Source organism: Streptomyces sp. NBC_01261 (assembly GCF_036226385.1).
Taxonomy (GTDB): Bacteria; Actinomycetota; Actinomycetes; order Streptomycetales; family Streptomycetaceae; genus Streptomyces.
The window spans coordinates 11,459,571-11,479,906 of sequence record NZ_CP108463.1 but is presented as its reverse complement, the minus strand read 5'-3'; the positions used below and the strand labels follow the sequence as shown (position 1 = coordinate 11,479,906).

Genomic DNA, 20,336 nt, shown 5'->3' with positions numbered 1-20,336 from the left:
GCGGCCGTCCTTCGCCTCAACCTCTGCCGACGAACTGGCCACCGTCATCGACGGCAGGTACTTCGCCGACGGAAAGACCGACTTCAACCTCGCTTTCGGGCAGGCCAAGTACATCGGGGCCCTGTGGATGGCCTACCTCGCCCGCCAGCACCCGGACCGCCGCTTCATCACCGTGAGCCCCGGCGCCACCACCGGCACCCAAGCCTCCAACGACATCGCCCTACCGCTGCGCATGGCGTCCAAGTACGTCCTCCCCGCCCTGGGGATCTCCCACAAGCTTGAGGTCGGCGCGAAACGACTGGTCGACGGCGTCACCGACCCGAACCTGTCCAGCGGCGTGTTCTACGCAAGCGCGGCCAACAAGCTGAAGGGCCCCCTGGTCGACCAAGCGGACATCTTCCCCGACCTGGCCAACCCGTCGTTTCAGGACCACGCCAACGAGGCCATCCACCGCTTCATCATCTAGGCGTCGGCCCGAGGTGGCGGCCGGGCCGATCACGCCCGGCCCGAATCGCTTCCGGATCCGGTCGGCGGCCGACTCCGCCACCAGACGCGCCTGCCGCGCGGCATCGAGGCTGAGCTGCTCGGCGACCAGGCCGGCGTCGACCAGGTCCTCGCCGCGCAGCCCGAGTCCGGTCAGCCGGCCCCGCTGGAGCCCCGCCGCGTCCATCACCTGGTAGGCGAGCAGACGCAGATCGTCCTCGTGCGCGGACGGCTCGGTCAGACGGCGCGTCTTCTCCCACCTCGGTCCGCCGGCGAACGACAACGTGAGCGTGAGGGCGCGGGCAGCCTGCCCGCGGCAGCGCAGCTCGGCACCCAGCTGCACGACCAGACCGAGCAGAGCCGCACGGGCAGCGGCGCCGTCGTGGACGTCGCGGGGGAAGCGGTGGCGAACGGCCGCTGAGGCGGGCTGGAGGCGTGGGGTGACGGTGCGGGGATCGATACCGCGTGCCCGGTCGACGGCCATGCGGCCGGTCTTCCCCCCCAGCATCCGCTGGACCGTGGCCGGCGGGAGCGCGGCGAGCAGGCCGACGCGGTCGATGCCGTAGCGCTTCAAGGTGGCCGCGTGGCGGGGGCCGATCCCGTGCAGTTCCTCCACCGGGAGCAGAGCGAGCCAGTCGGTGACATCGGCCGCATCGATGGCGAGGACGCCGCCCGGGTGCGGGACCTGTGCGGAGGCGGTCGTGGCGACGGTGACGGTCGGGCCTATGCCGACGCGCACGTCGATACCGAGGTGGGAAACCGTCCGCAGCCGCAGCACGTCCCCGAGGTGGGCCGCGGTGGCGCCGTGGTAGCGCAGCGCACCCCGCAGCTCCACCAGCGCCGCGGACGGGGGCAGCGCCTGGACGACCGAGAACAGCTCCCCGAGCAGCTCCAGCACCTCCCGGTAGGTGTCCCCGGCCATCCGGTCCGGACAGCGCACATGCATCACGCACGACCCTGCCGGCCGCGATACGGCACCTGCGGTCATCACACCCACCTCCCACGCACCACCCCACGTTATCGAACTAGTATTCGAGCAAGCGAGTGCGCGCACCCCGACCCACGAATCTGGATCACGAGATGTCCGACGACCTGCCTCCCGACCTGGAACGTCTGACCACTCTGCGCACCTGGCACGCCAGGTGTCTGGACCGCATCGACCGCAGGATCGCCTACATCCAGAAGCGGCGGACCGAAGAAGAACGCGGACGCCGCAGCCGGCCGCAGCCGCCGGACTGGGGCGTCGAACTCAGCAGAGCCACCGGCGAGCCACTCCAGGTCCACGACGGCGAGTGCGGCATGAAGGGCAAACGGCACCGCGCAATCAGCCGCGACGAAGCCCGCCGGCTCCTCACCACGGACGGAGTGCCCGCGTGCCCGTTCTGCCACCCCGACACCCAGCTGCACATCATCGCGTAGCCGACACCGCCTCTCCCCCAGGCCCCCGCCACCACACCCTCAGTCCGGCTGTAGGTTCGCATTTCCAGTGTCCCTTTTTCATTGACCGTGGGCCTTGTCCGGTCCAAGGGACGCCGCGGTGAGACGAGCTCCCGTCTGATCGTTCACTCGTCGTAGTGCTGATCCCGGTCGCGAGTCGTGTCCTGGACCCGGACGACGTGACCGAAGAGCGTGAGACCCGGCCAAAGGTCGTCGAGGTGCTGGGTGAGCCCGCGTTCGACGCGGAGCACAACGCGGGATCAGCTGCCGGCCTCGTCGAACTGCTGCGGTGACCGCGCGCGAGCGGTATCGCGTATTTACCTCCGAGAGAATTGGTTCGACGTCGTGGCTGCCGCAGACTCCGAGTCATGACCAGTTACCAGATCCACACCGCCGACACTGCGTCCGAAGCCGCGAAGGAGCCGCTGACGGTCTTGCAGGGGCATTCGGGTTCGTTCCGGCCGCGGCCGGGCTCATGGCGAACTCGCCGGCGTTGTTGAACACCTTCTTCTCCGCGTTCGGGCACTTCCGGGGTCGCGGAACGTTCCGGCCGGAGGAACGGCAGGTCCTGCTGCTGTCCAACGCGGTCGCCAACGGCAGCGAATGGGCGGTCGCGTTCCACACGCTGGAGGCGCTCGCGGACGGGGTCGAACCGGCCGTGGTCGAGGCCCTGCGCCGCGGCGATCTTCCCACCGACTCGCGGATGGCGGCGCTGTCGGCGCTCACCCGCGCGTTCATCGACAAGCGGGGCTGGCTCGTTGAGGCGGACGTGGCCGCGTTCACGGCGGCCGGCTTCACCGAGGAGCAACTGTTCGAAGTGATCACCGGGGTGGCGATCTCCGCGATGACGAATTACACCGCCAACGTCGCCCGGCCACCGCTGGAGGCGGCGGTGCAGCCGCACGCGTGGACTGCGGGATACTCGAGTGGTGTCTGAGGTCGGTCCGCTGTTGAAACACTGGAGGAGCGCCCGGCGGTTGAGCCAGCTGGCTCTGGCCGCCGAGGCCGCGGTGTCGATCCGTCATCTGTGTTTCCTCGAGACCGGCCGCGCGAACCCCAGCCGGGCCATGGTCCTGAAGCTCGCCGAGGTGCTCGACGTACCCCTGCGCGAACGCAACACCCTGCTGCTCAAGGCCGGGTTCGCGCCCGAATACCCGGAGTCCGAACTGGACGCGCCGTCGCTCGCCGCCGTCCGCGACGCGCTCGACACCATCCTGACGCAGCAGGAGCCCTTCCCAGCCCTGGTGATGGACCGGAGCTGGGACATCCGGCACACGAACGCTGCCGCCCGCCGCTTCTTCGCTTTCCTCCAGGACGGGCAGGCGAAGACAGCTCCTGGACCGGCGAACGTGCTGCGCCGGATGTTCCACCCCGACGGCGTCCGCCGGCACGTGGCGAACTGGCCGGACGTTGCCGAGGCGCTGGTCCGGCGCGCGCGGCGGGAGGCGATCGGGGGTGTCGCCGACGAGCGCGCCCAGCGGATCCTCGACGAGGTGCTGGACTACCCAGGGGTGCCGGCCTCGCTGCGGTCGCTCGACGCGGCCACGCCGGTGCTGCCGATCGTGCCGATCCGGTACGTGCACGGTGGCCGGCGGTTCGACTTCTTCTCCACCGTGACGACGCTCGGGACACCGCAGGACGTGACGCTGCAGGAGTTGCGCATCGAGTGCTTCTTCCCGATGAACGACGAAACTCGATTGCACGCGCGTCAACTCGCCGAGGCAGCGCAGCTCTGACTCAGCGGCGCGGTCAATGCGCTCGACCACCTGGTGCACCGACACCGGCGAGGGCTTGGAGCGCAGGGGCCAACGGGGAGGCGGCCTCGTCGGCCGCGAGAACGACCTCGGCCACCACTGCGGGCAGCTGTTCCGAGCCGGCCAACAGGGCTTCTCGGTGCTCCGTTGCACTTGGTCGACGTCACTGCGGACGCTCAGGCCAAGACCATCACAGGGGAAGATGTGACGCGGGTCTTTCTCCGCACAGCTCTATGACTTGGCTCGGATCGGGGCGGACCCCTCCGGGGCGTGGGCCGGGCAGTGCAAAAGGACAAGATCGTGAGACAGAAGTGCCGTGTCCCTCGAATGAGACGGCGAATAAAGCCCATTTCGTCACGATGGAACAGGACATTCCGATTGCGGGCCTACACCGGCGCGACACCGCCGGGAGCGGGCAGGAGATGATGCCGCGAGGCATCCCGGGGCTCTGCTCGAACAGCAGTACCGTCGGGCTGTGGCAGCCTCGTACGACTTTCCCCAGGACCTGATCGACGCGCAGGACGAACTCCGTCAGGTCCGCGCCGATCTGCAGGCGCTCTTCCAGAAGGTGCCGTGGTCGGCCGAACCGCTGGACGCGTGGGAGAGGCACGAGAACGCCTGGCGGCCCGCCTCGCGCCCCGCTTCCCCCCGGCTGGAGTCCCGATGACGCCGCGGAGGTAGCCCGGCTGCGGGCGCGGGAAGTCGAGCTCGCCGGAGTGATCGTCACGCACACGCACTGGAGCGAGGTCTCCCCAGCCGAGATCCTCGCGGCCCGTGACGCCCTCAAGCACCACCACGAGCACCAGGTGGAGGCACCGGCCGGCTAGCCGGTGCACACCGACGGCGCGGCGCTCAGGCTGTCACGAACGCTGCCCCTGTCATGTCATCGTGCGTGCGGCCGTCCGGATGCCGCCGTGGCTTCGTAGGCTGACCCGTGTGACGGATCAACTGCAGGGCCTGGCCGGTGAGCTGGCGGACGACTACGTACACGGCCGGTGGCGCCCGGAGGCCACCGAGGACCACCGCGCCCGCATCCTGTCCGCACAGGCGAGCACCGCCGGCGGCCTGGACGGCCTCGCCGCCGGCGGCGTGCTGACAGCCGCGTCCATCGAGCAGATGCTGCGCCCGCATCCGGAGCTCGGCTCCTGGCGGCTGGCCCCGGTCCTGCGCGCCTACCCGGACGGCAGCCCCGAAGCCCAGGCACTCGTGCGCGACCTGCTGGACGCGATCGCCGTCACCGGTTTCCCGCTGCTCCCGCCCCGCCCGCTGCGCTACATCGAAGCCCCCGCCCCGTACGACGGAAGTGCTCCGTCGGTGTTCCTGGGCGGCGGCATCACCGGCTGCCCCGACTGGCAGCGGCGCGCCGTACTCCAACTCGACGCGATCGGCTCCCCCGCCGTCGCCCTCAACCCCCGCCGCGCCTCCTTCCCCCTCGGGCAGCCGGACGCGACCCGCGAACAGACCACCTGGGAGTACCACCACCTCCGCCTCGCCGACGTGATCCTGTTCTGGTTCTGCGCGGAAGCCGTCCAGCCGATCGCCCTGTACGAACTCGGAGCCCACGCCGCCCGCGGCACCCGCCTCGCCGTCGGCACACACCCCGGCTACCCGCGCCGCCGGGACGTCCTGGAGCAACTGCGGCTGGCCCGCCCCGAGGTGAGCGTCCACGACTCCCTCCACGCCACGGTCCGCGCGGCCGCCGCACTCCTACCCGCCACCCCCACCACCCGCACCTGACCCCCGACCGGGCACACGGCCGACTCCGTCATGGCGTGTACCCGGTCGGGTGACGTCCCCGCCAGGGCGCAACCCCGGCCCGTGCCGGGCCGTCATCCAGGGCATGAGGCCGATCCTGAGCACACACGTCGCGGAGCCCGGGCTGGCCGTTGTCGACGTCATCGCCGCCGATGACCAGACCGCGTTCGCAGTCCAGGAACTGCTCGCCGGGCGGTGGGCGACCGCGGAGGCGGACCGTACCACACGGGAGCCCGGCGAACCCGGGGTACGCCTGCGGCTCTTCCTGGACATTCGCCAGGAAGCCGGAGCGTAGCGGCAGACCGTACGCGGGTCTTCCTCATGCCGGGCGGCGGGACGGCTCATAGGCTGGTGTAGGTTCTGGCCGCTCGTGTCGTAGAACATCGCCCTGACCAGCAGGTTCCGGATTTGTCCCAGAGTGAGTCCCGACACCCTTGTCTCAACTCTTATGCCATTTCCTCAGGGCGGTGTCGGGGCTGTGCTGGAAGCTAGCGACGTGCAGCTCCCCTACGTCTACCGCGTCACCAAGTACGACCCCGCCGACCGTGACGAACACGGGTACTACACCGGCACCGAGGACACCGTCAGCGATCACGGCGGGATCGAGGCGGCCTATCTTCAGGCGGTCGCCTCTTTCGCCGGGGACACCGGCATCAGTCAACTGGCGATACGTGAACCGCAGGTTCCGTCGCTCACGTACCTCGGCGTTGACCCGCCGGCGGACGGCTTTGGGTTGGACGGACTCTTCCCAGTCGGTGCGTCCGGCTTCCACGACGGGGCTGAGGTGTCGCTCGATGTCGGGCTGGAGCTGGTGCGGGTCATGCTGCGCGGCAACGGCGCTTGGTGCCGGCTGGAGGCAGAGGACACTTTCGCGGTCCACGTGGGATGGGACCAGTACCTCTACATCGGCAGTTGTCGGCCCTGCGAGGAGGCGCTGGCCCGAGCGCGCGTGCTGGGGTTGTTCCCGGAACGCCTGGAAGCCTCTCCGTACGACATGGTGAACGACGACGACGTTCAGCGGCCCGGCGACGACGATTTCTGGGCCGGCCTGCACTGGGCCGTCGCCGTCGGCCGCGCCGGACTTCTGGAAGAGACCTACGTCGAAGGCTCCTCACGCTGGCACCGCCTCGACCGCGACACCGTCGACACGGTTCTCGCGGGGCTCGCTCCGCGTGCCCGACTGGCGGTGTGGCCGGCCCTGTCCTCCGACATCGACGTCGTCCTCGGCTCACTTCCTGCCGAGGGGCTCGTCGAAGGCGTCTGGCAGGAGAAGGACGGCCGGATCGACAGCGCCGTCGTCGACGAGGACGAGTTCCCGGAACTGGCCGCCCGGATATCCGCTGCCGATGCTGCGGCACCCCTGTCCGTGTACGCCGAGGAACGTGCGCCTCTGTTCACCGCTGTCATGCCTGACAACGACGGAGTGGTACGGGCCCGCTGGCGGACCGAGCCGACGCCGAGCGACCTGAACTGGTCCTCCCTCAAGGCTCTCCACCGAGGTGACATCGTCACTGGCACGGTGACCCACATCGCCGACTTCGGCGTCACCTTCGTGGACATCGGCGGCGTCGAAGCGATGATCAATGTCCCCGAGCTGTCATGGCGACCTGTCGGCCACCCCTCCGATGTCGTCTCCGTCGGTCAGGAGATCACTGCCGAAATTCTCGACGTCGACCTCATCCGTGAACGCGTATCACTGTCCCTGAAGGCCCTGCACGATGATCCGATGCCGCTACTGACCCGGCAGATCGGCCAGACGATCGTCGGCCGCGTCACCAAACTCGTACCCATCGGCGCCTTCGTACGCATTGAAGAAGTGGAGAACGGACTCGAAGGGCTGGTGCACAACTCCGAACTGGCTGCCGGTTACTCAGACAGCATCCAGGTTGGTGACGCCCTACCAGTCAGGATCCTGGACATCGACCCGATGCGACGTCGTATCACCCTCTCGCACCGGCAAGCTGCCCCAGAGCTCTAACCGGGCCGTGCTGCTGCTCAGGGTTCCCGGACAGAACCTGCCGCCCAGCCAGTCTCACGGCGATGTCGTATCCGACATCCGTCCGACACTGCCCGCGAGATTTCGACACGGGGAAAGAGGCGCTCCACAGCGGGCGCATCGCAGTTGTCCTTCGACAACGAAGTTAGTCGTGTGCAGCTCGCTGACCTGGGCCGACTAGGTTGGATGTCGACGAGTCTGCTCGTGCTGATGCCGTTCGAGTGGCTACGGTGACGCCACCGATGGCTCCTTGCTCCCTCCAAGGGCAACTGCCCCGCCCACCGGGGCGGCCGACCGTGCTACGCACCTCGCGCGGGGTGCGGCTCGCGAGGCCACGGCGGTGAAGCCGCGCGTGAAGGCGACCTTGGTGACGCTTCGGTCTGCTGCGGACACCCACGGGGTCGCCGGGTGCGGCTTACCCGTTCTTGTCCTGCCTCACCGCTGCGGGGTGGAGTCACGTTGGTTCCGCGGAGAACAGGGGCTCTGGTCAGTCCCGGAAGCAGCCGCTAATCTCGTTGCGGCCGTGAAGGCAGTGGGTTAGACGCGGCGGCGACGGGGGCTTGTGAGAAGTGACGCTGAATACCGACGGCCCGACGGCGGCTGACCAGCTTCGTTCGCTGCACGCCTGGTTGACGGATGCCGACGAGTTGAGAGGCCGAGTCGGCTGCAAGGAGCGCCCGCCTGAGAAGGGCACGCTCGGTCCTTTGCTGGAGGCGCTGACGGTGGCGCTCGGTCCCGGTGCCGCGGCGACCGCGCTGGCCACGACCGTCATCGCCTGGTTGCGTACCCGGCGCAGTGAGATACGCATCAAGGTGACGCTCCCGGACCGCCGTTCGCTGGAACTCTCCGCCAAGAACGTGGCCGATCTCGACGCGGCAGCCCTGCGACAACAGGTGGCCGACGTCGCGGACCTGCTCGGTGGGCAGGACCGGCAGGGAGAGGCGACCTTGGAGATCGCCCCGCCCGAGCGCCGAGAGGACCCATGACCGATCTGGGCGGCGCGGGCGTACAGGTTCTACTGATCGCCACTGCGACGCATCAGGACGGCGGGCTGCCCTCAGTACCCTCGGTCGCCGGCAGCTTCAGAGATCTGCGGACGGCTCTGGTTGAGCGGTGCGGGGTGCGCCCGGAACAGGTGACGGCGGTGCTCGACCCGACTGACGCCCAGAGCATGGCCCTTGCCGTGGCCGGGGTGACGGAGCGGGCCGACACCGTTCTGCTGATCTACTTCATCGGGCACGGTCTGCTCACCCCGAGCGAGGATCTCTATCTGGCCGCCGGCAACACCGCGGAGCTCTCTCCCGGCATGGCCGAGTACCAGGCGTACTCCTTCGCCGCGCTGCGGGAGGCGGTGCTGGCGAGCCGGGCGACGTCCAAAGTCGTCGTGCTCGACTGCTGTTTCTCCGGGCGGGCGTCCCTCGGCGGCACCTCCATGGTCACCGCTTTCAACGCGGCACCGGGGAACGGGATGTATCTCCTCGGGTCGGCGGAGCTGCTGGCCCGTGCTCCGGAGGACACCGAACACACCACGTTCACCGGAGCGTTCCTGGACCTGTTGGAGCGCGGTGACGCCGAAGGGCGGCAGTCGCTGACTCTGGACGCGGTCTACTACGCCCTGGACCGGAAGCTGAGGGACGGACAGCAACCCGTACCCCGGCGGGTGAGCGGAGATCTCTCCGGCAATCTCGTCATCGCGCCGAACCCGGCTTTCGGGACCCGCGCCTCCGCACCGGAACGGCAGCCGCCCGCCGACAGCGTCTGCCCCTACCCGGGGCTCGGCCCCTTCACGGTGGACCGGGCCGATGTCTTCGCCGGGCGAACCACGATGACCGACCGCTTGGTGAAAGCGACGGCGGCGGCCTCCGGCGGAAGCGGTCTCCTGATTCTCGTCGGGGCGTCAGGCTCCGGAAAGACCTCCCTGCTCAACGCCGGTCTGCTGGCCGGACTGCGCACCCACGGATTACCCGGCCTGCCCGGGTCGACCGGCTGGCCCAGTCGGCGTCTGACCCCCGGCAGGAACCCGCTCCGGAATCTCGCCGACGCCCTCGCGCCCGAGTCGTCCGACACCGCACGGTCGCTGCTCGCGGACGGCCACGCGGCCGAACTCGTGGACCCGCTGCTGGACCGCCCGGGACAACGGCTGGTCATGGTCGTCGACCAGCTGGAGGAGCTGTTCACCCTCGGTGCGGACCCGGAGGAACAGACGGCGTTCCTGCGGGCGGTGACCGCACTGGCACGGCCCGGAGAAGGCCGCGAGCCGCGAGCCCTGGTCGTCTTCGCACTGCGGGCCGATTTCTACGCCCAGGCAGTCGCGCACCCCGAACTGCGGACCGTCCTGAGCGAGAGTCAACTGCTCGTCGATCCGATGGACGCCGACGAACTCCGCGCCTCGATCGAGGAACCGGCGGCCACCGCGCAGTTGAAACTCGATGACAAGCTGACCCCCCTCATCCTGAAGGAGCTGGGCAGAGCGATCGGCGGACGGGCCCCCGCAGAGGCGCTGCCCCTCCTGTCCCACGTGCTGCAGGAGACGTGGAAGGAGCGCGAGGGCCTACGGCTCACAGTCTCCGGTTACCTCGCCACCGGCGGTATCACGAAGGCCGTAGCGACCACCGCCGACAACGTCTACGGTCGGCTCAGCACGGCGGGTCAGGAGGCCGTGCGACTCATGTTGCCCCGGCTGGTCAAGGTGAGCGCGGACACCGCCGACACCGCGCAGCCCGTCGAATGGCCCGTGCTCCTGCACGGGGTGTCCGACAACGTGGTCGCACAGGGAGCGCTCAAGCGGTTCGGCGACGCTCGCCTGCTCACCCTCGACCGGGACACGGTCCGGATCAGCCACGAGGCACTGCTGGGCGCCTGGCCCCAGCTGAAGCAATGGGTCGACGAGGATCGCGACTTGCTGCGCGCCCGTCAGCAGCTCGCCTCCGACGCGGCGTCCTGGACGGAGTCCGAACGGGACCCCTCCCTGTTGTACCGAGGGAACCGGCTCCTCGCGATGCGGGAGCGCACGGCTGCCCCAGGCGCCCCACCACTCAGCTCGGAGTCCGCCGAGTTCATGGAGAGCTCCTGGCGCCAACGCACGCGCGACGGCCGCCGACGCCGTGCCGCGTTCACCTTCTTCGTCGTCCTGGCCCTGCTGGCGACGACCGGACTGGTCGGCGCCGGGATCTACTGGCGGCGGGCCAACCAGGCCCAACAGCGCGACCTCGCCCGGTACCTGGCCGCCGAGGCCGAGGGCCAGCGCGCACTCCACCCCGGCCTGGCCAAGCAACTCAGCCTGCTCTCCTACCGGATCAACCCCCAAGCCGGGCGCAGCGCCCTCCTCAACAGCCAGCGCTCCCCCGGAGTGATCAACGGCGACGATCCGGCCTACGACCTCTCCTACAGCGCGGACGGCCGGGTACTCGCCATCTCTACCGGCGACTCGATCGTGCTGCGCACCCGGAACGGCGACGGAAGGATTGGCGGCATCCTGGTCGGCCCGATCGCGGTGACCGCCGACGGCACCGTGCTCGCCGCGGCCACCTACGACCATGAAGGCTCCAACTCGGCGACCGTACGGTTGTGGGACATCTCCCACCCCGACCACCCGCAGAGGATGGCCGCGCCCACGACGTCGTACACGGTCACCGCGCTGGTCTTCGGTGCGGACGGGCACACCCTCTTCGCAGGTACGTCGGCGGGCGCGATCCTCCGCTGGGACACCGGTGATCCGACGGCACCGCACGCCCTGTCCGCGCTGCAGGGCCACAGCAAGCAGGTCGACTCCCTGACCTTTTCCCCCAAGCGTGGGCTGCTCGCCAGCGCGAGCACCGACGGGCGGGTACGGCTGTGGAAGACGACCGGCACCACACCCGTCGCCACGCTCCGTGCGGCGCCCTACACGTCCCCCTCGTTCGGACCCATACACCCTCTGCACCGACTCGCCTTCGACAGTACGGGCGGGCTACTGGCCGCACCGGCCGAGGAACCGAAGAAGAAGGACGTCCTCGCGTTCAGTGACGACCTGGCCCTGTGGACGCTCGACGACCCACGGGCTCCCCGGCAGGTCGTGGCGGCGGACAAAGGTGTGTCGAGCAGCTCCAGCAGATGCGACGAAGGTGTGACCTCGATGTCGTTCGCCTCGAAGAGTAAACGGATCGTCGCGAGCTGCGGCGCCAGCTGGAAGACCTGGATCTACACGTACGGAGCCGACGCGATCCTGCCAGCTGCCCAGAACACCGTCTCCGACTTGGACGGCGGAGTGGCCCTCTTCGTCCCCGGCAACGCCGAACAACTACTCAAGGCCACCGACCGAGGTGTCCAGGTCTGGGACCTCTCCAACGGCGCCCAGCCTGGGGCGGTGGGATTCCTAGCGCCGACACCCGGCACCGGAGGCCAGCTGTCCGTCGCGATGTCCGGGAAGAAGGTGCTCCTCGCCTACCAGGGCGCGGGCACGAACTGGCTGCGGGATCTCGATGTCCGACACCTGCAGTCCACCCTGTTGACGTCGACGAAAGCCCCAGACATGTTCACGGGACAGGACATCGCCCTCAGCCCGGACGGCAAGCTCCTCGCCGACACCGAGGCATACAAGCAGGGCAAGGAGACGCACGCCGATCTCTTTCTGCGCAGTACCGCCAGCCCGAAAGAGAAGCTGGGCATGATCGAGGTGAACAACGGTGTCGGGGCACTGGCCTTCAGCCCGACCAAGCCCCTCCTCGCCGTCTCCGACTCCAACGGCAATGTGGCCAGCAACACCAAGCCCCAGGTCGTCCGGCTCTACGACATCGCCGACCCCCGGCATCCGCGGCGCCTCTCCACGATCGAGACGACCGGGTACGAAGTCGCCTTCTCCCCGGACAGCAAATCACTGGTCATCAGCGGGCCTGCCGAAGCCTCCACAAACGCGCCCCGTCCGACCGCAGGCCCACTGGTGCACAGTTGGGACGTCACCGATCCCACGCACCCGTCCGCGTCATGGTCGATGCGCCTGCCCACCGGCACCAACTACACCTATTTCGCGTTCCGGCCGGACGGGAAACTCTTCGCGCTCTACGACGGGACCGGAACCCTCCAGTTGCAACACGTCCGCCGCGACCACCTTGTCGGTACTCCGGTCAAGGTGTCCCTCGGCCAGTCCGACGGCCCGCTGGCCTTCAGCACCGACGGGACCCGCCTCGCGCTGATAGCGACCAACGCGGACAACGAGGCGCGCCCCGAGATCTGGGACGTGAGCGACCCGGATTCACCCACCCGACAGTTCAACATGCCGACCGCATCGGGCTTCTCCTCCCTGGCATTCACTCCCGACGGCAAGACCCTCGCCGTTGCCCGCGACTCCGCAGGCATCGACCTGTGGGATGCCGACCCGCAGCGCGTCATCACCGACCTCTGCAACGCGGTCGGCGACCCCATCTCCAAGCAGGACTGGAAGAAATACCTGCCTGACCGCCCCTACCAACCGCCATGCCAATGACGTAGATCACTGCATTTCCAGTTCGACTGTCATCAATACAGTGCCGCCCTGCGCGCACTGAACGCAGTAATCCCACTCCGATGGGATGTGATCCCCACACCGGTCAGCGCGACTGGACACGAAAGGGTGATGGCGGATAACGGCCGTATCGGAACCGCCTCCTCGAACCTGGCCGTCGCACAGTTCAGCTGGGGACGCCGCCGACGCGTGCCTGCGGCATCCCCGCACGACACATCGTCGTACGGTACCGCCCAGTCCGCTCCAGCCGGTATGGCCATACAACAACCTCCAGCGTGCTCACCCCGCACGACTAGGTTCACTGTCACAAAAGCCGAAACGGCTTAGTTCGTTGCCAAACACCCCGATTGGATATGTAGGATCTGGCCGCCCATGGCACAGGCAGCGCTCGCTGAACTGTGCCTCTTTCGCTGTCTGCGGACGATTTCAGCAGCTTCGCCTCGCCGGTGCGTCATTTCCACGGTTCTGGGCCTCCATCCGGAATCGGCTGGGACGCACGCATAGTCGGTTCTGCATGTTCCGCCAGGTGTCCCGGAGGCACGCCTCCGGGACATGGATGCAGCTGTTGGTCCTGGCTGCTAGCGCAGTTGGTCCAGGAGCCAAGTGGTGACGGCCCGGGCAATCCCGGAGACGGTGCCGTTAAGAGCGGTGCGGGCCAGGGCCAGTCGCTCGCGGTGTGTCAGGTGGTTGGTGGGCATGGGAGCCTCCGCGGATACGTGGGCTGGATGGGTGGGCAGCCGGCCGGCTTGTTGTCCACCTTCAAGGCCCCTCGAAGATCCACTCCGAGTTGCGACAAGCTCTCAACGGGCAGCGGCGTTTGTGCTGTTCATGCTCTCTGCCGGCCGAGGTCCGGAGATGATGGTGCGATGAGCGGCGACGCGGGGTGCGGTCCGGGCAGACGTCTAAAGAGGCTGACTCGGGCCGTGGTCGGACCGGGCCCATTACGTGAGTTGAAAGATCTGCTCTTCGAGGTCTACACGGCGGCCGATGAGCCGAGTCTGGATGAGATCGCCGCGGCCATAGGAAGAGACGACACTCTGATCGGGTCCCCGGGGCGGGACACGATCCGGCGGTGCATCAGCGAGCCAGGTGTTCCCGCCCGGCAGAGCGACGCCGTGGCTGTCGCCGTTGTTCTCGCGGGCCGAGCAGGCTGGGATGCCGACGGCATTGCCTGCCGGGTCGCCGAACTGTGGGTCAAGGCCCGGTTAGTGGTACAGCCGGGTGAGCCGCTGGCCGAGATGACCGACCCTTTCGCGCTGGAGGTCCACCACGCCATCAACACCGAGTCGCTGAGTACCGGCCCGGGGCTGCCCCTCTTGCCGGTCTACGTGGAGCGGGATCACGACGCCCGACTGCGTGCCCTCGTCGAGGAGGCCAGAAGCGGGGGGAGCCGGCTCGTCATGCTGACGGGCGGGTCCTCCACCGGTAAGACCCGCGCCTGCTGGGAAGCGTTGCGCCATCTCCCTGACGGGTGGAGGGTATGGCACCCGTTTGACCCCACCCGTCCGGAAGCCGCCCTTGCGGCGATCGAACAGCTCGCGCCCCACACAGTGGTCTGGCTCAACGAAGCACAGCACTACCTGCTGACCACCTCCGACCTCGGTGAACGCCTTGCGGCGAAGCTGCGCACCCTGCTGGCCGACCCGGGCCGCGCACCCGTCCTGGTCTTGGGCACCGTATGGCCCGAATACTGGCGCACCCTCACACTTCAGCCTGAACCCGGCTGCGAGGACCCGCACGCCCAGAGCCGCGCATTGCTGGCTGGCCACGACCTGCCTGTCCCGCTGGCCTTCAGTGAAACCGACCTCCGTGCCCTGGCCCGCCGCGCGGGGGAGGATCCGCGCCTGGCTTACGCCGCCGCCCACGCCGAGAACGGCGCCATCACTCAGTACTTGGCAGGGGCTCCGGCTCTCCTGGAGCGATACCGCACCGCACCAGACGGCGCACGGGCGCTGGTCGAGGCCGCCATGGACGCCCGCCGCCTCGGCCATGGCCCCGCCCTTCCACTGGCCCTGCTCGAATCAGCCGCTGCGGGCTACCTCGGCAACTGAAGTTTGCCCGTGATCTCGGACACTCGATGGTTATGCCGCGAGGGTGTGTTGATGCCGCTGTCTGGTCTCGGCTGGGGTGAGGTAGCCGAAGGTCTTGTGCTTGCGCAGGCGGCGGCGGTTGTAGAAAGTCTCGACGAAGTTGAAGACCTCGGCGCGGGCGGTGGCCCGGTCGGGCCAGATTCTCGTGCCGATTTCCTCTTTGAGTAGGGCCCAGAAACTTTCCGCGGCGGCGTTGTCGAAGCATGATCCGGTGCGTCCGCAGCTCTGCCGCAGCCCCAACTCGCGGATGTGGTCACGGAATTGGGCCGATGTGTACTCGCTTCCGCGATCACTGTGTATGACGCAGCCGGGTTTCAGACCGGCTCGGCCGTGGGCCATGTTGAGGGCATCCACGACGAGTTCGGCCCGGTGATGGTCGGCCATGGCATAGCCGACGACCTCGCGGGTGGCCAGGTCCAGCCAGCAGGCGAGGTAGAGCCAGCCCTCGGCCGTCGGAAGGAAAGTGATGTCTCCGACCAGCTTCGTGCCGGGGATGCCGGCGTGGAAGTCGCGGCCGATCAGGTCCGGAGCCGGCCTGGCCTTCTTGTCCGGCCGTGTCAGCGACCGGCGACGGCGACGGTGGGCGCCCTGGATGCCGTGCTCACGCATCAGGCGGGCGACGCGCTTGTGGTTCACAGGCCGTCCCAGACGCCGCAGTTCGGCATGGACGCGCGGGACGCCGTAGGTTCCACGGGAGGCGAGGTGGATGACGGTGATCTCGTGGGTCAGGGCCGCGTCGGCGGCCTGGCGGGCGGCGCGGGTCTTCTGCGCGGCGAGCCAGGCGTAGAAAGAGGAGCGGGCCACCTTCAGCAGCCTGCAGAGGAAAGCGACGCCGTGGGTGGTCTTCTCCGCCTCGATGAACGCGTACGTATCGTTCACCGATCGCTCTCTTTCGCGAAGAAGACCGCGGCTTTTCGCAGGACCTCGATCGTCTTTGCCTGCTCGGCGTTCTGCCTGCGCAGCCGCCTGAGCTCCTCGCGCTCCTGCGTGGTGAGTTCGCCAGGGCGGCCCCCGCCCTGGTCTGCCTTGGCCTTGCGGTACCAGCCGCGCAGGGACTCCGAGCTGATGCCGAGTTCCCGGGCGATGGCGGTGACCGTCTTGCCCGAGGAGTCGACGAGCGCGATCGCGTCCCGCTTGAACTCCTCTGTGTACCGCTTCGTGTACTTGCTTCCCACCTGGTGCTACTTCCTCTGGAACCTCAGGTCCCAGTCTCCAGGTGTCCACGATCAAGGGGAAGCTTCAGTCAGTACGCGGGCTCAACTGCTGGACACTCCTGCGCATGTACTCCACACCTCCTTGTCGACAGCGCCGGTCCAAACAACGTGGACGGCGGGGCGAACCTAGCTGGTCCGTCGGGTCCTCGGCAAAGGGTTAATGAAAGGCCGGTGTGAGCGTGTGGTCACAGCCACTCGTTGATGGCCGCGACGAGGACGGTTGCCTCATAGCGGACCGCGAGCTTGTCGTAGCGGGTAGCCACGGCACGGTGCCTTTTGAGGCGATTAATGCCGCACTCGACCGTGTGCCGAGCCTTGTAGTCCTCGGTATCGAACTTGGGCGGCCGGCCGCCGCGAAAGCCGAGCTTCTTGCGGTTGCGGACCTGGTCGGCCTTGTCCGGGATGGTGCAGCGAATGCCGCGTTTGCGCAGGTAGGCGCGGTTCTTTCGGGAGGCGTATGCCTTGTCGGCGCGGACCCGGTTGGGCCGGGTCCGCGGTCGGCCCGAACCCGTGCGGGCGACGCGGGCCGGGTGGGCAGCTCGGTGGTTGCGGCCCGTCTTCGTCACGCCGCAGGCGCCACCGAGAAGCTCATGACACCCTCGGCAGTCTTCGTCGCCGGCCGGCCAGTACATGTCCGTCAGCCGGGCGAAGACCACCGGTGTCGCGTCGTCATCGCGCGTCTTCATGCCGCGCTCAACGACCCGCACCACCACCGGCAACGCTCCACTCCACCATCGTGATCGCGTCGTCACCACGCTGTGAGCCCAGCACCATCCGGCATCGGAAAGCCAAGATCGATGTCAGGACAGGACGGCGGCCACGGTACGTGCCGTGCGGATGGGGCGCACCAGATTCCCTCTCGAAGATCACAAACAGGTCGTGATCTTCGTGGCGGTGCCGGCCGCCGCGCCCGGTGTTTTGTCCCGGCTCACCCGCTCAGACGGTAAGTCACACAAGCGCGCCGGGCCCGGGCACAAGCGGTCCGATGGCAGCCGGCCTGGCAGACTGAACGGCGAACCAGCACGTCAGGAGGACACCATGCCCGAGCAGCACGCCGCTCAGCCCCACGACTCGGTGGCGCAGCGGGCCGCACGCGTCCTGGACCGGTGTGTCATCGGACCGGTGGATGTCCCCGAGCACATGCGCCCGGCGCTGCTGAGGGTGGGGGTCCCTGTTCGCGACCCGAGTGAAGACGACGGCGAGGCGGCGACCGGCGTCATGCTCGCGCTGGGCACCGGGGCCGGCGGGTGCTGCCGTGCGGGTCATCTGGCGCCAGCACCACTCCACCGGCGGGGTGGGCGAGGTGTGGCGCACGCAGCAGGGCGCGATGCACACCGCGCTCCGCACGATCCTCACCGCGCAGGGTTACTGGATGAGCGACGACACCGGTGACGCGCCGGTCGTCTTCGGCCCCCACCGTCCCCCGTCCTGAGTTACGAGGAGCCCCGAACGGGCGCGGATCAGCAATGCGCCCTGCGAGGCTTGATCCCTGCCTCGTTGCTGCCCGGATTCGCGCGATGGTTGAGATCGGGAAATGGGCGGGAGAGCACAACAGAATGCTCTCGAGCGGGGGCTGCGTGAGGAGCTGTCGGAGGTCGGCCACCGCGCGGTTCAATGGCGGCCATGATGCGTAGAACGTCATCCACCGCCGTCGCCGTTGTCGTCGCTGTCGTGTTCGCCGCTCTCACGTCGTGTTCTTCGGATTCTTCGGACCGGCCATCCGCCGAGGGGCGGCCCAGTGGGTCCGGCTCCGGGACACCGGCACCGGACCCCAGGCCGACTCCCACGGAGACTGCCACGCCGTCGCCCTCGCCGACCGGGCCGTGCGCTGACGGGGCTTGTGAGATCAAGGTCGCCGTGGGGGACGTCGTGACAGTGCCGGAAAAGTACGGCCTTGGGCCGATCAAGGTGACTGCGATCACTAGCGGCGAGGTGGAGATGGTCGCGCCGCTGACGGGGTCGGGCTTCAGCGTTTCGGGCTGTTCCGGTGGCGGCGGCGTGTCCTCGGAGGGCAGCGGCGGCGTCGGGCTCAGCTGCGGAGAGGGACCCGCCGCGACCATCAACAATGCCATGAGCCTGAAGGTCGTCGAGATCCTCGACACCGCCGCCGTCCTCCGTATCGGACCCGTTGGGTGACGCACGGCTCGGCCCTTGGGGCAGGGTTCCGTACAAGGGCGCCTGTCCCGCGGAGAGACGAACCGACGAAATGCGCCTTTTGGAGTTGAGCATTGTCACCGAAGGTTGGTCACCAGTAGCTTCGAGCAATCAATGTTCGAGCGATGGGGAATACGGGGCCCGGGGTGGCACTGCTGGACACGCTGGTGACAACGGGCGCCGGGGCGCTGTCCGCCACGATCGGCGTCCTGGTCGGGGGCATCGTCACGCACCGGGCCCAGGACCGTCAGTGGCTGCGGGACAAGCAGTTGCTCGCCTACCAGGAACTGATCAGCCACTACGCGAAGTTCACGATGGTCATCAGCCGAGCCCACGCCGACCGCCGGGGTTGGGACTACGACTGGAGCGAGTGGAGCGCGGCCCTGACCCGTGCCAGTCTGGTTGCCCCCGCGGCTGTCGCGGTGGAGATCGACAACTTCGGCAAGGCCATCGGGGAATTCCTCGACCAGGCGGCCCGTGACCCGGCACGCGACCCGACGCGTGCCCCGTTGACCAAGGAGGAGTTCGCCCGAGCCAACAGGGCGCCCGCCCAAGCACAGGTGCGGTTGGTCAACTCCATACGACGCTCACTGAGCAAAGATCAAAAGGCGCTGCCCTTCTGGATAGGCGGATCACTCGCGGGCAGTCCCGACGACACCTGATAGACGAGGCACGGCCCGGAAAGCCCATCCACGGCCCAGGAGGATGGCGCGTCCGAGGCGGAGCAGAAGGCCGCGAAGACGGCCGCGCTGGAGGCGCGCACCGTCGCGGGCGAGGCCCTGACCGAGCTCCAACTGCTGACCGACGACGTGCGGGTCCTGGCGCTCGCCGACCGGATCGTCGACGTCACCTTCACCCTGCACGAGGCCGCGGACCGCGTCGAACGCGACCGTCGCTTCGACCTCTGGCATTAACGCTCCGACGTGGGCTCTGGCACAGATCTTGGGGAGCGGTCGCGGAGCGTCACCAGGTCTCCCGTCTCAAGCGATCTGATCCCGGGGCGGGGAAGCTGCGTCGGCTGTATCCCCGCGCTCAGAGCCAGGGAGCCTCGCCCGATGCGTTGTCGCTGGTGGATGCAATGATCGCCGTTGCTGGCGTGAGCACGCTGGTTTCACGACTCGGGGATGGCTCATATGGACACGTGGCAGGAGCTTTCAGCGCTGGTGGAGGAGCGGCTGAAGGCCATCTCGTCTGGGGAACGCGGCGTGTTTGCTGCTGGTGTCGCGGAACGGCTCATGAGCTGGCACGAGGGAGTGCCCGCGGACGAGCAGGCGCCGTTCACCGTGGGCCTTCGTCCCCTGTTGAACTCCGTGTGGGAGGGCGTTCTCGGTGACTCGGCGGCCTTCTCGGCGGTGAAACGGGGTGTCGCCGAGTACATGCTCAGCGAGTACTGCCACAACGACGGCCAGGACGGGCCCGATGATGCAGACGAGTCTGCCGCAGCGGCGACGCTGTATGCCGCGCACGCCTATCTGTTCGGCTGCCACGACTTCGCCAGCTGGACCAGTCGCCGGGCAGTGGAGGCCGTTGATCAACACCTTGAGTTCCTGGCCGAGCAGGAAGAGGACGACCTCGTCCCTGATTCGGACGAAGCGCTGACCTCTGAGTTGCAGCGGCAGCTGCGGGACCTCGACCTCATCGCCAACTACTCGAAAGATCTTCGCTATTCCAGCATGGGACTGACCATCGACACCTCGATCCGACTGCGCGTGGAGCTTCGAGCTCCTCTCTCCAGCCGGGCGTGAGTGTCCGAGAATCAGGAGTGGCTCGTCGCCCGCCTGGACCACGGCCACGACCTCACCGGGCCCGTGCTGATCCGCCATCTCGCCCTCGGTAGCTGTATCCATCATCCGCTCACCCCGCAACTCGATTGCGGTGGGCTGCTCATGCGTGAGACGGCGTGCGCCGTGCCGCCGAACAGTGGTTGCTGACGCTCCATCAAGTAGGTGCGGAGCTCCGCACTTTGGTGCGGTC

21 protein-coding genes and 1 pseudogene are annotated in these 20,336 nt (G+C 68.3%); 17 read left to right on the top strand and 5 right to left on the bottom strand.

Annotation, left to right across the window (positions count from 1 at the left end; genetic code table 11):
- Window positions 1-220: 220 nt before the first annotated feature.
- Window positions 221-1,429 carry a DNA polymerase Y family protein gene (locus tag OG226_RS51010; RefSeq protein WP_329353233.1) on the bottom strand — a complete coding sequence of 403 codons (1,209 nt, stop codon included), beginning with the start codon at window positions 1,427-1,429 and terminating at the stop codon, window positions 221-223.
- 134 nt (window positions 1,430-1,563) lie between these two features.
- Here OG226_RS51010 and OG226_RS51005 point away from each other — a divergent pair, with 134 nt between their 5' ends.
- From OG226_RS51005 to OG226_RS50955, 11 genes are all read left to right on the top strand, one after another.
- Window positions 1,564-1,902 (top strand): DUF6233 domain-containing protein, encoded by a 339-nt coding sequence (locus tag OG226_RS51005; protein ID WP_329353231.1) that lies wholly within the window; start codon window positions 1,564-1,566, stop codon window positions 1,900-1,902.
- 155 nt (window positions 1,903-2,057) lie between these two features.
- Window positions 2,058-2,213 carry a hypothetical protein gene (locus OG226_RS51000; protein WP_329353229.1) on the top strand — a complete coding sequence of 52 codons (156 nt, stop codon included), beginning with the start codon at window positions 2,058-2,060 and terminating at the stop codon, window positions 2,211-2,213.
- 182 nt (window positions 2,214-2,395) lie between these two features.
- Window positions 2,396-2,857 carry a carboxymuconolactone decarboxylase family protein gene (locus OG226_RS50995; RefSeq protein ID WP_329353228.1) on the top strand — a complete coding sequence of 154 codons (462 nt, stop codon included), beginning with the start codon at window positions 2,396-2,398 and terminating at the stop codon, window positions 2,855-2,857.
- A complete protein-coding gene (locus tag OG226_RS50990) occupies window positions 2,847-3,656 on the top strand; it encodes a helix-turn-helix transcriptional regulator (protein WP_329353227.1) in 810 nt (269 codons plus the stop codon). Before OG226_RS50995 ends, OG226_RS50990 begins: the two co-directional genes overlap by 11 nt.
- A gap of 493 nt (window positions 3,657-4,149) precedes the next feature.
- Window positions 4,150-4,341 carry a hypothetical protein gene (locus OG226_RS51805; RefSeq protein ID WP_443066975.1) on the top strand — a complete coding sequence of 64 codons (192 nt, stop codon included), beginning with the start codon at window positions 4,150-4,152 and terminating at the stop codon, window positions 4,339-4,341.
- 269 nt (window positions 4,342-4,610) lie between these two features.
- Window positions 4,611-5,411, top strand: a complete 801-nt coding sequence (locus tag OG226_RS50980) for a nucleoside 2-deoxyribosyltransferase domain-containing protein (protein WP_329353225.1) — start codon at window positions 4,611-4,613, stop codon at window positions 5,409-5,411.
- Window positions 5,412-5,514: 103 nt separating this feature from the next.
- Window positions 5,515-5,724: a DUF6207 family protein gene (locus OG226_RS50975; RefSeq protein ID WP_329353223.1), complete on the top strand. Its 210-nt coding sequence runs from the start codon at window positions 5,515-5,517 to the stop codon at window positions 5,722-5,724.
- 123 nt (window positions 5,725-5,847) lie between these two features.
- The gene (locus OG226_RS50970) at window positions 5,848-7,407 is read left to right on the top strand and encodes a S1 RNA-binding domain-containing protein (protein ID WP_329353222.1); all 1,560 of its coding nucleotides are present in this window, start codon (window positions 5,848-5,850) and stop codon (window positions 7,405-7,407) included.
- A gap of 587 nt (window positions 7,408-7,994) precedes the next feature.
- Window positions 7,995-8,411, top strand: coding sequence for an effector-associated constant component EACC1 (locus OG226_RS50965; protein WP_329353221.1), 417 nt, complete (start codon window positions 7,995-7,997; stop codon window positions 8,409-8,411).
- Window positions 8,408-12,886, top strand: a complete 4,479-nt coding sequence (locus OG226_RS50960) for a WD40 repeat domain-containing protein (protein ID WP_329353219.1) — start codon at window positions 8,408-8,410, stop codon at window positions 12,884-12,886. The genes OG226_RS50965 and OG226_RS50960 overlap by 4 nt, the downstream gene beginning before the upstream one ends.
- A gap of 968 nt (window positions 12,887-13,854) precedes the next feature.
- Window positions 13,855-14,955, top strand: a complete 1,101-nt coding sequence (locus tag OG226_RS50955; RefSeq protein ID WP_329353217.1) for an ATP-binding protein — start codon at window positions 13,855-13,857, stop codon at window positions 14,953-14,955.
- Window positions 14,956-14,985: 30 nt separating this feature from the next.
- Here the strand turns inward: OG226_RS50955 and OG226_RS50950 are convergent, their stop codons facing one another.
- From OG226_RS50950 to OG226_RS50940, 3 genes and pseudogenes are all read right to left on the bottom strand, one after another.
- Entirely contained in the window at window positions 14,986-15,873 is an 888-nt protein-coding gene (locus OG226_RS50950; protein WP_328674979.1) for an IS3 family transposase, read from the bottom strand.
- Complete coding sequence (locus OG226_RS50945; protein ID WP_328674980.1) at window positions 15,870-16,169, bottom strand: transposase; 300 nt, start codon at window positions 16,167-16,169, stop codon at window positions 15,870-15,872. The genes OG226_RS50950 and OG226_RS50945 overlap by 4 nt, the downstream gene beginning before the upstream one ends.
- A gap of 224 nt (window positions 16,170-16,393) precedes the next feature.
- A pseudogene (locus tag OG226_RS50940) lies at window positions 16,394-16,732 on the bottom strand (transposase); the annotation flags it as partial.
- Between the two features lie 731 nt (window positions 16,733-17,463).
- On the opposite strand from OG226_RS50940, the gene OG226_RS50935 reads away from it, so the two are divergent.
- The 4 genes from OG226_RS50935 (at window position 17,464) to OG226_RS50920 (ending at window position 19,024) form a co-directional block, all read left to right on the top strand.
- The gene (locus OG226_RS50935) at window positions 17,464-17,640 is read left to right on the top strand and encodes a hypothetical protein (RefSeq protein ID WP_328674986.1); all 177 of its coding nucleotides are present in this window, start codon (window positions 17,464-17,466) and stop codon (window positions 17,638-17,640) included.
- A 259-nt stretch (window positions 17,641-17,899) separates the two neighbouring features.
- Entirely contained in the window at window positions 17,900-18,040 is a 141-nt protein-coding gene (locus OG226_RS50930) for a hypothetical protein (protein ID WP_328674987.1), read from the top strand.
- Window positions 18,041-18,065: 25 nt separating this feature from the next.
- Entirely contained in the window at window positions 18,066-18,344 is a 279-nt protein-coding gene (locus OG226_RS50925; RefSeq protein WP_328674988.1) for a hypothetical protein, read from the top strand.
- A gap of 143 nt (window positions 18,345-18,487) precedes the next feature.
- Window positions 18,488-19,024 (top strand): hypothetical protein, encoded by a 537-nt coding sequence (locus tag OG226_RS50920; protein WP_328674989.1) that lies wholly within the window; start codon window positions 18,488-18,490, stop codon window positions 19,022-19,024.
- On the opposite strand, the gene OG226_RS50915 is transcribed toward OG226_RS50920, so the two are convergent.
- Window positions 18,995-19,273, bottom strand: coding sequence for a hypothetical protein (locus OG226_RS50915; protein WP_329353214.1), 279 nt, complete (start codon window positions 19,271-19,273; stop codon window positions 18,995-18,997). The two genes, OG226_RS50920 and OG226_RS50915, sit on opposite strands and share 30 nt — an antisense overlap.
- A 222-nt stretch (window positions 19,274-19,495) precedes the next feature.
- Between OG226_RS50915 and OG226_RS50910 the strand changes: the two genes are divergently transcribed.
- Both OG226_RS50910 and OG226_RS50905 read left to right on the top strand, forming a co-directional pair.
- Entirely contained in the window at window positions 19,496-20,107 is a 612-nt protein-coding gene (locus tag OG226_RS50910; RefSeq protein ID WP_328674990.1) for a hypothetical protein, read from the top strand.
- On the top strand, window positions 20,108-20,293 hold the full coding sequence (locus tag OG226_RS50905; RefSeq protein ID WP_328674991.1) for a hypothetical protein: 186 nt from the start codon (window positions 20,108-20,110) through the stop codon (window positions 20,291-20,293).
- The last annotated feature ends 43 nt before the right edge of the window (window positions 20,294-20,336 follow it).

Excerpts from the sequence above, each read along its gene's own strand:
- OG226_RS51010 (WP_329353233.1), bottom strand. The coding sequence starts at position 1,429 with ATGCATGTGCGCTGTCCGGACCGGATGGCCGGGGACACCTACCGGGAG.
- OG226_RS51005 (WP_329353231.1), top strand. The coding sequence starts at position 1,564 with ATGTCCGACGACCTGCCTCCCGACCTGGAACGTCTGACCACTCTGCGC.
- OG226_RS50995 (WP_329353228.1), top strand. The coding sequence starts at position 2,396 with ATGGCGAACTCGCCGGCGTTGTTGAACACCTTCTTCTCCGCGTTCGGG.
- OG226_RS50975 (WP_329353223.1), top strand. The coding sequence starts at position 5,515 with ATGAGGCCGATCCTGAGCACACACGTCGCGGAGCCCGGGCTGGCCGTT.
- OG226_RS50960 (WP_329353219.1), top strand. The coding sequence starts at position 8,408 with ATGACCGATCTGGGCGGCGCGGGCGTACAGGTTCTACTGATCGCCACT.
- OG226_RS50920 (WP_328674989.1), top strand. The coding sequence starts at position 18,488 with ATGGGGAATACGGGGCCCGGGGTGGCACTGCTGGACACGCTGGTGACA.
- OG226_RS50915 (WP_329353214.1), bottom strand. The coding sequence starts at position 19,273 with ATGCCAGAGGTCGAAGCGACGGTCGCGTTCGACGCGGTCCGCGGCCTC.
- OG226_RS50910 (WP_328674990.1), top strand. The coding sequence starts at position 19,496 with ATGGACACGTGGCAGGAGCTTTCAGCGCTGGTGGAGGAGCGGCTGAAG.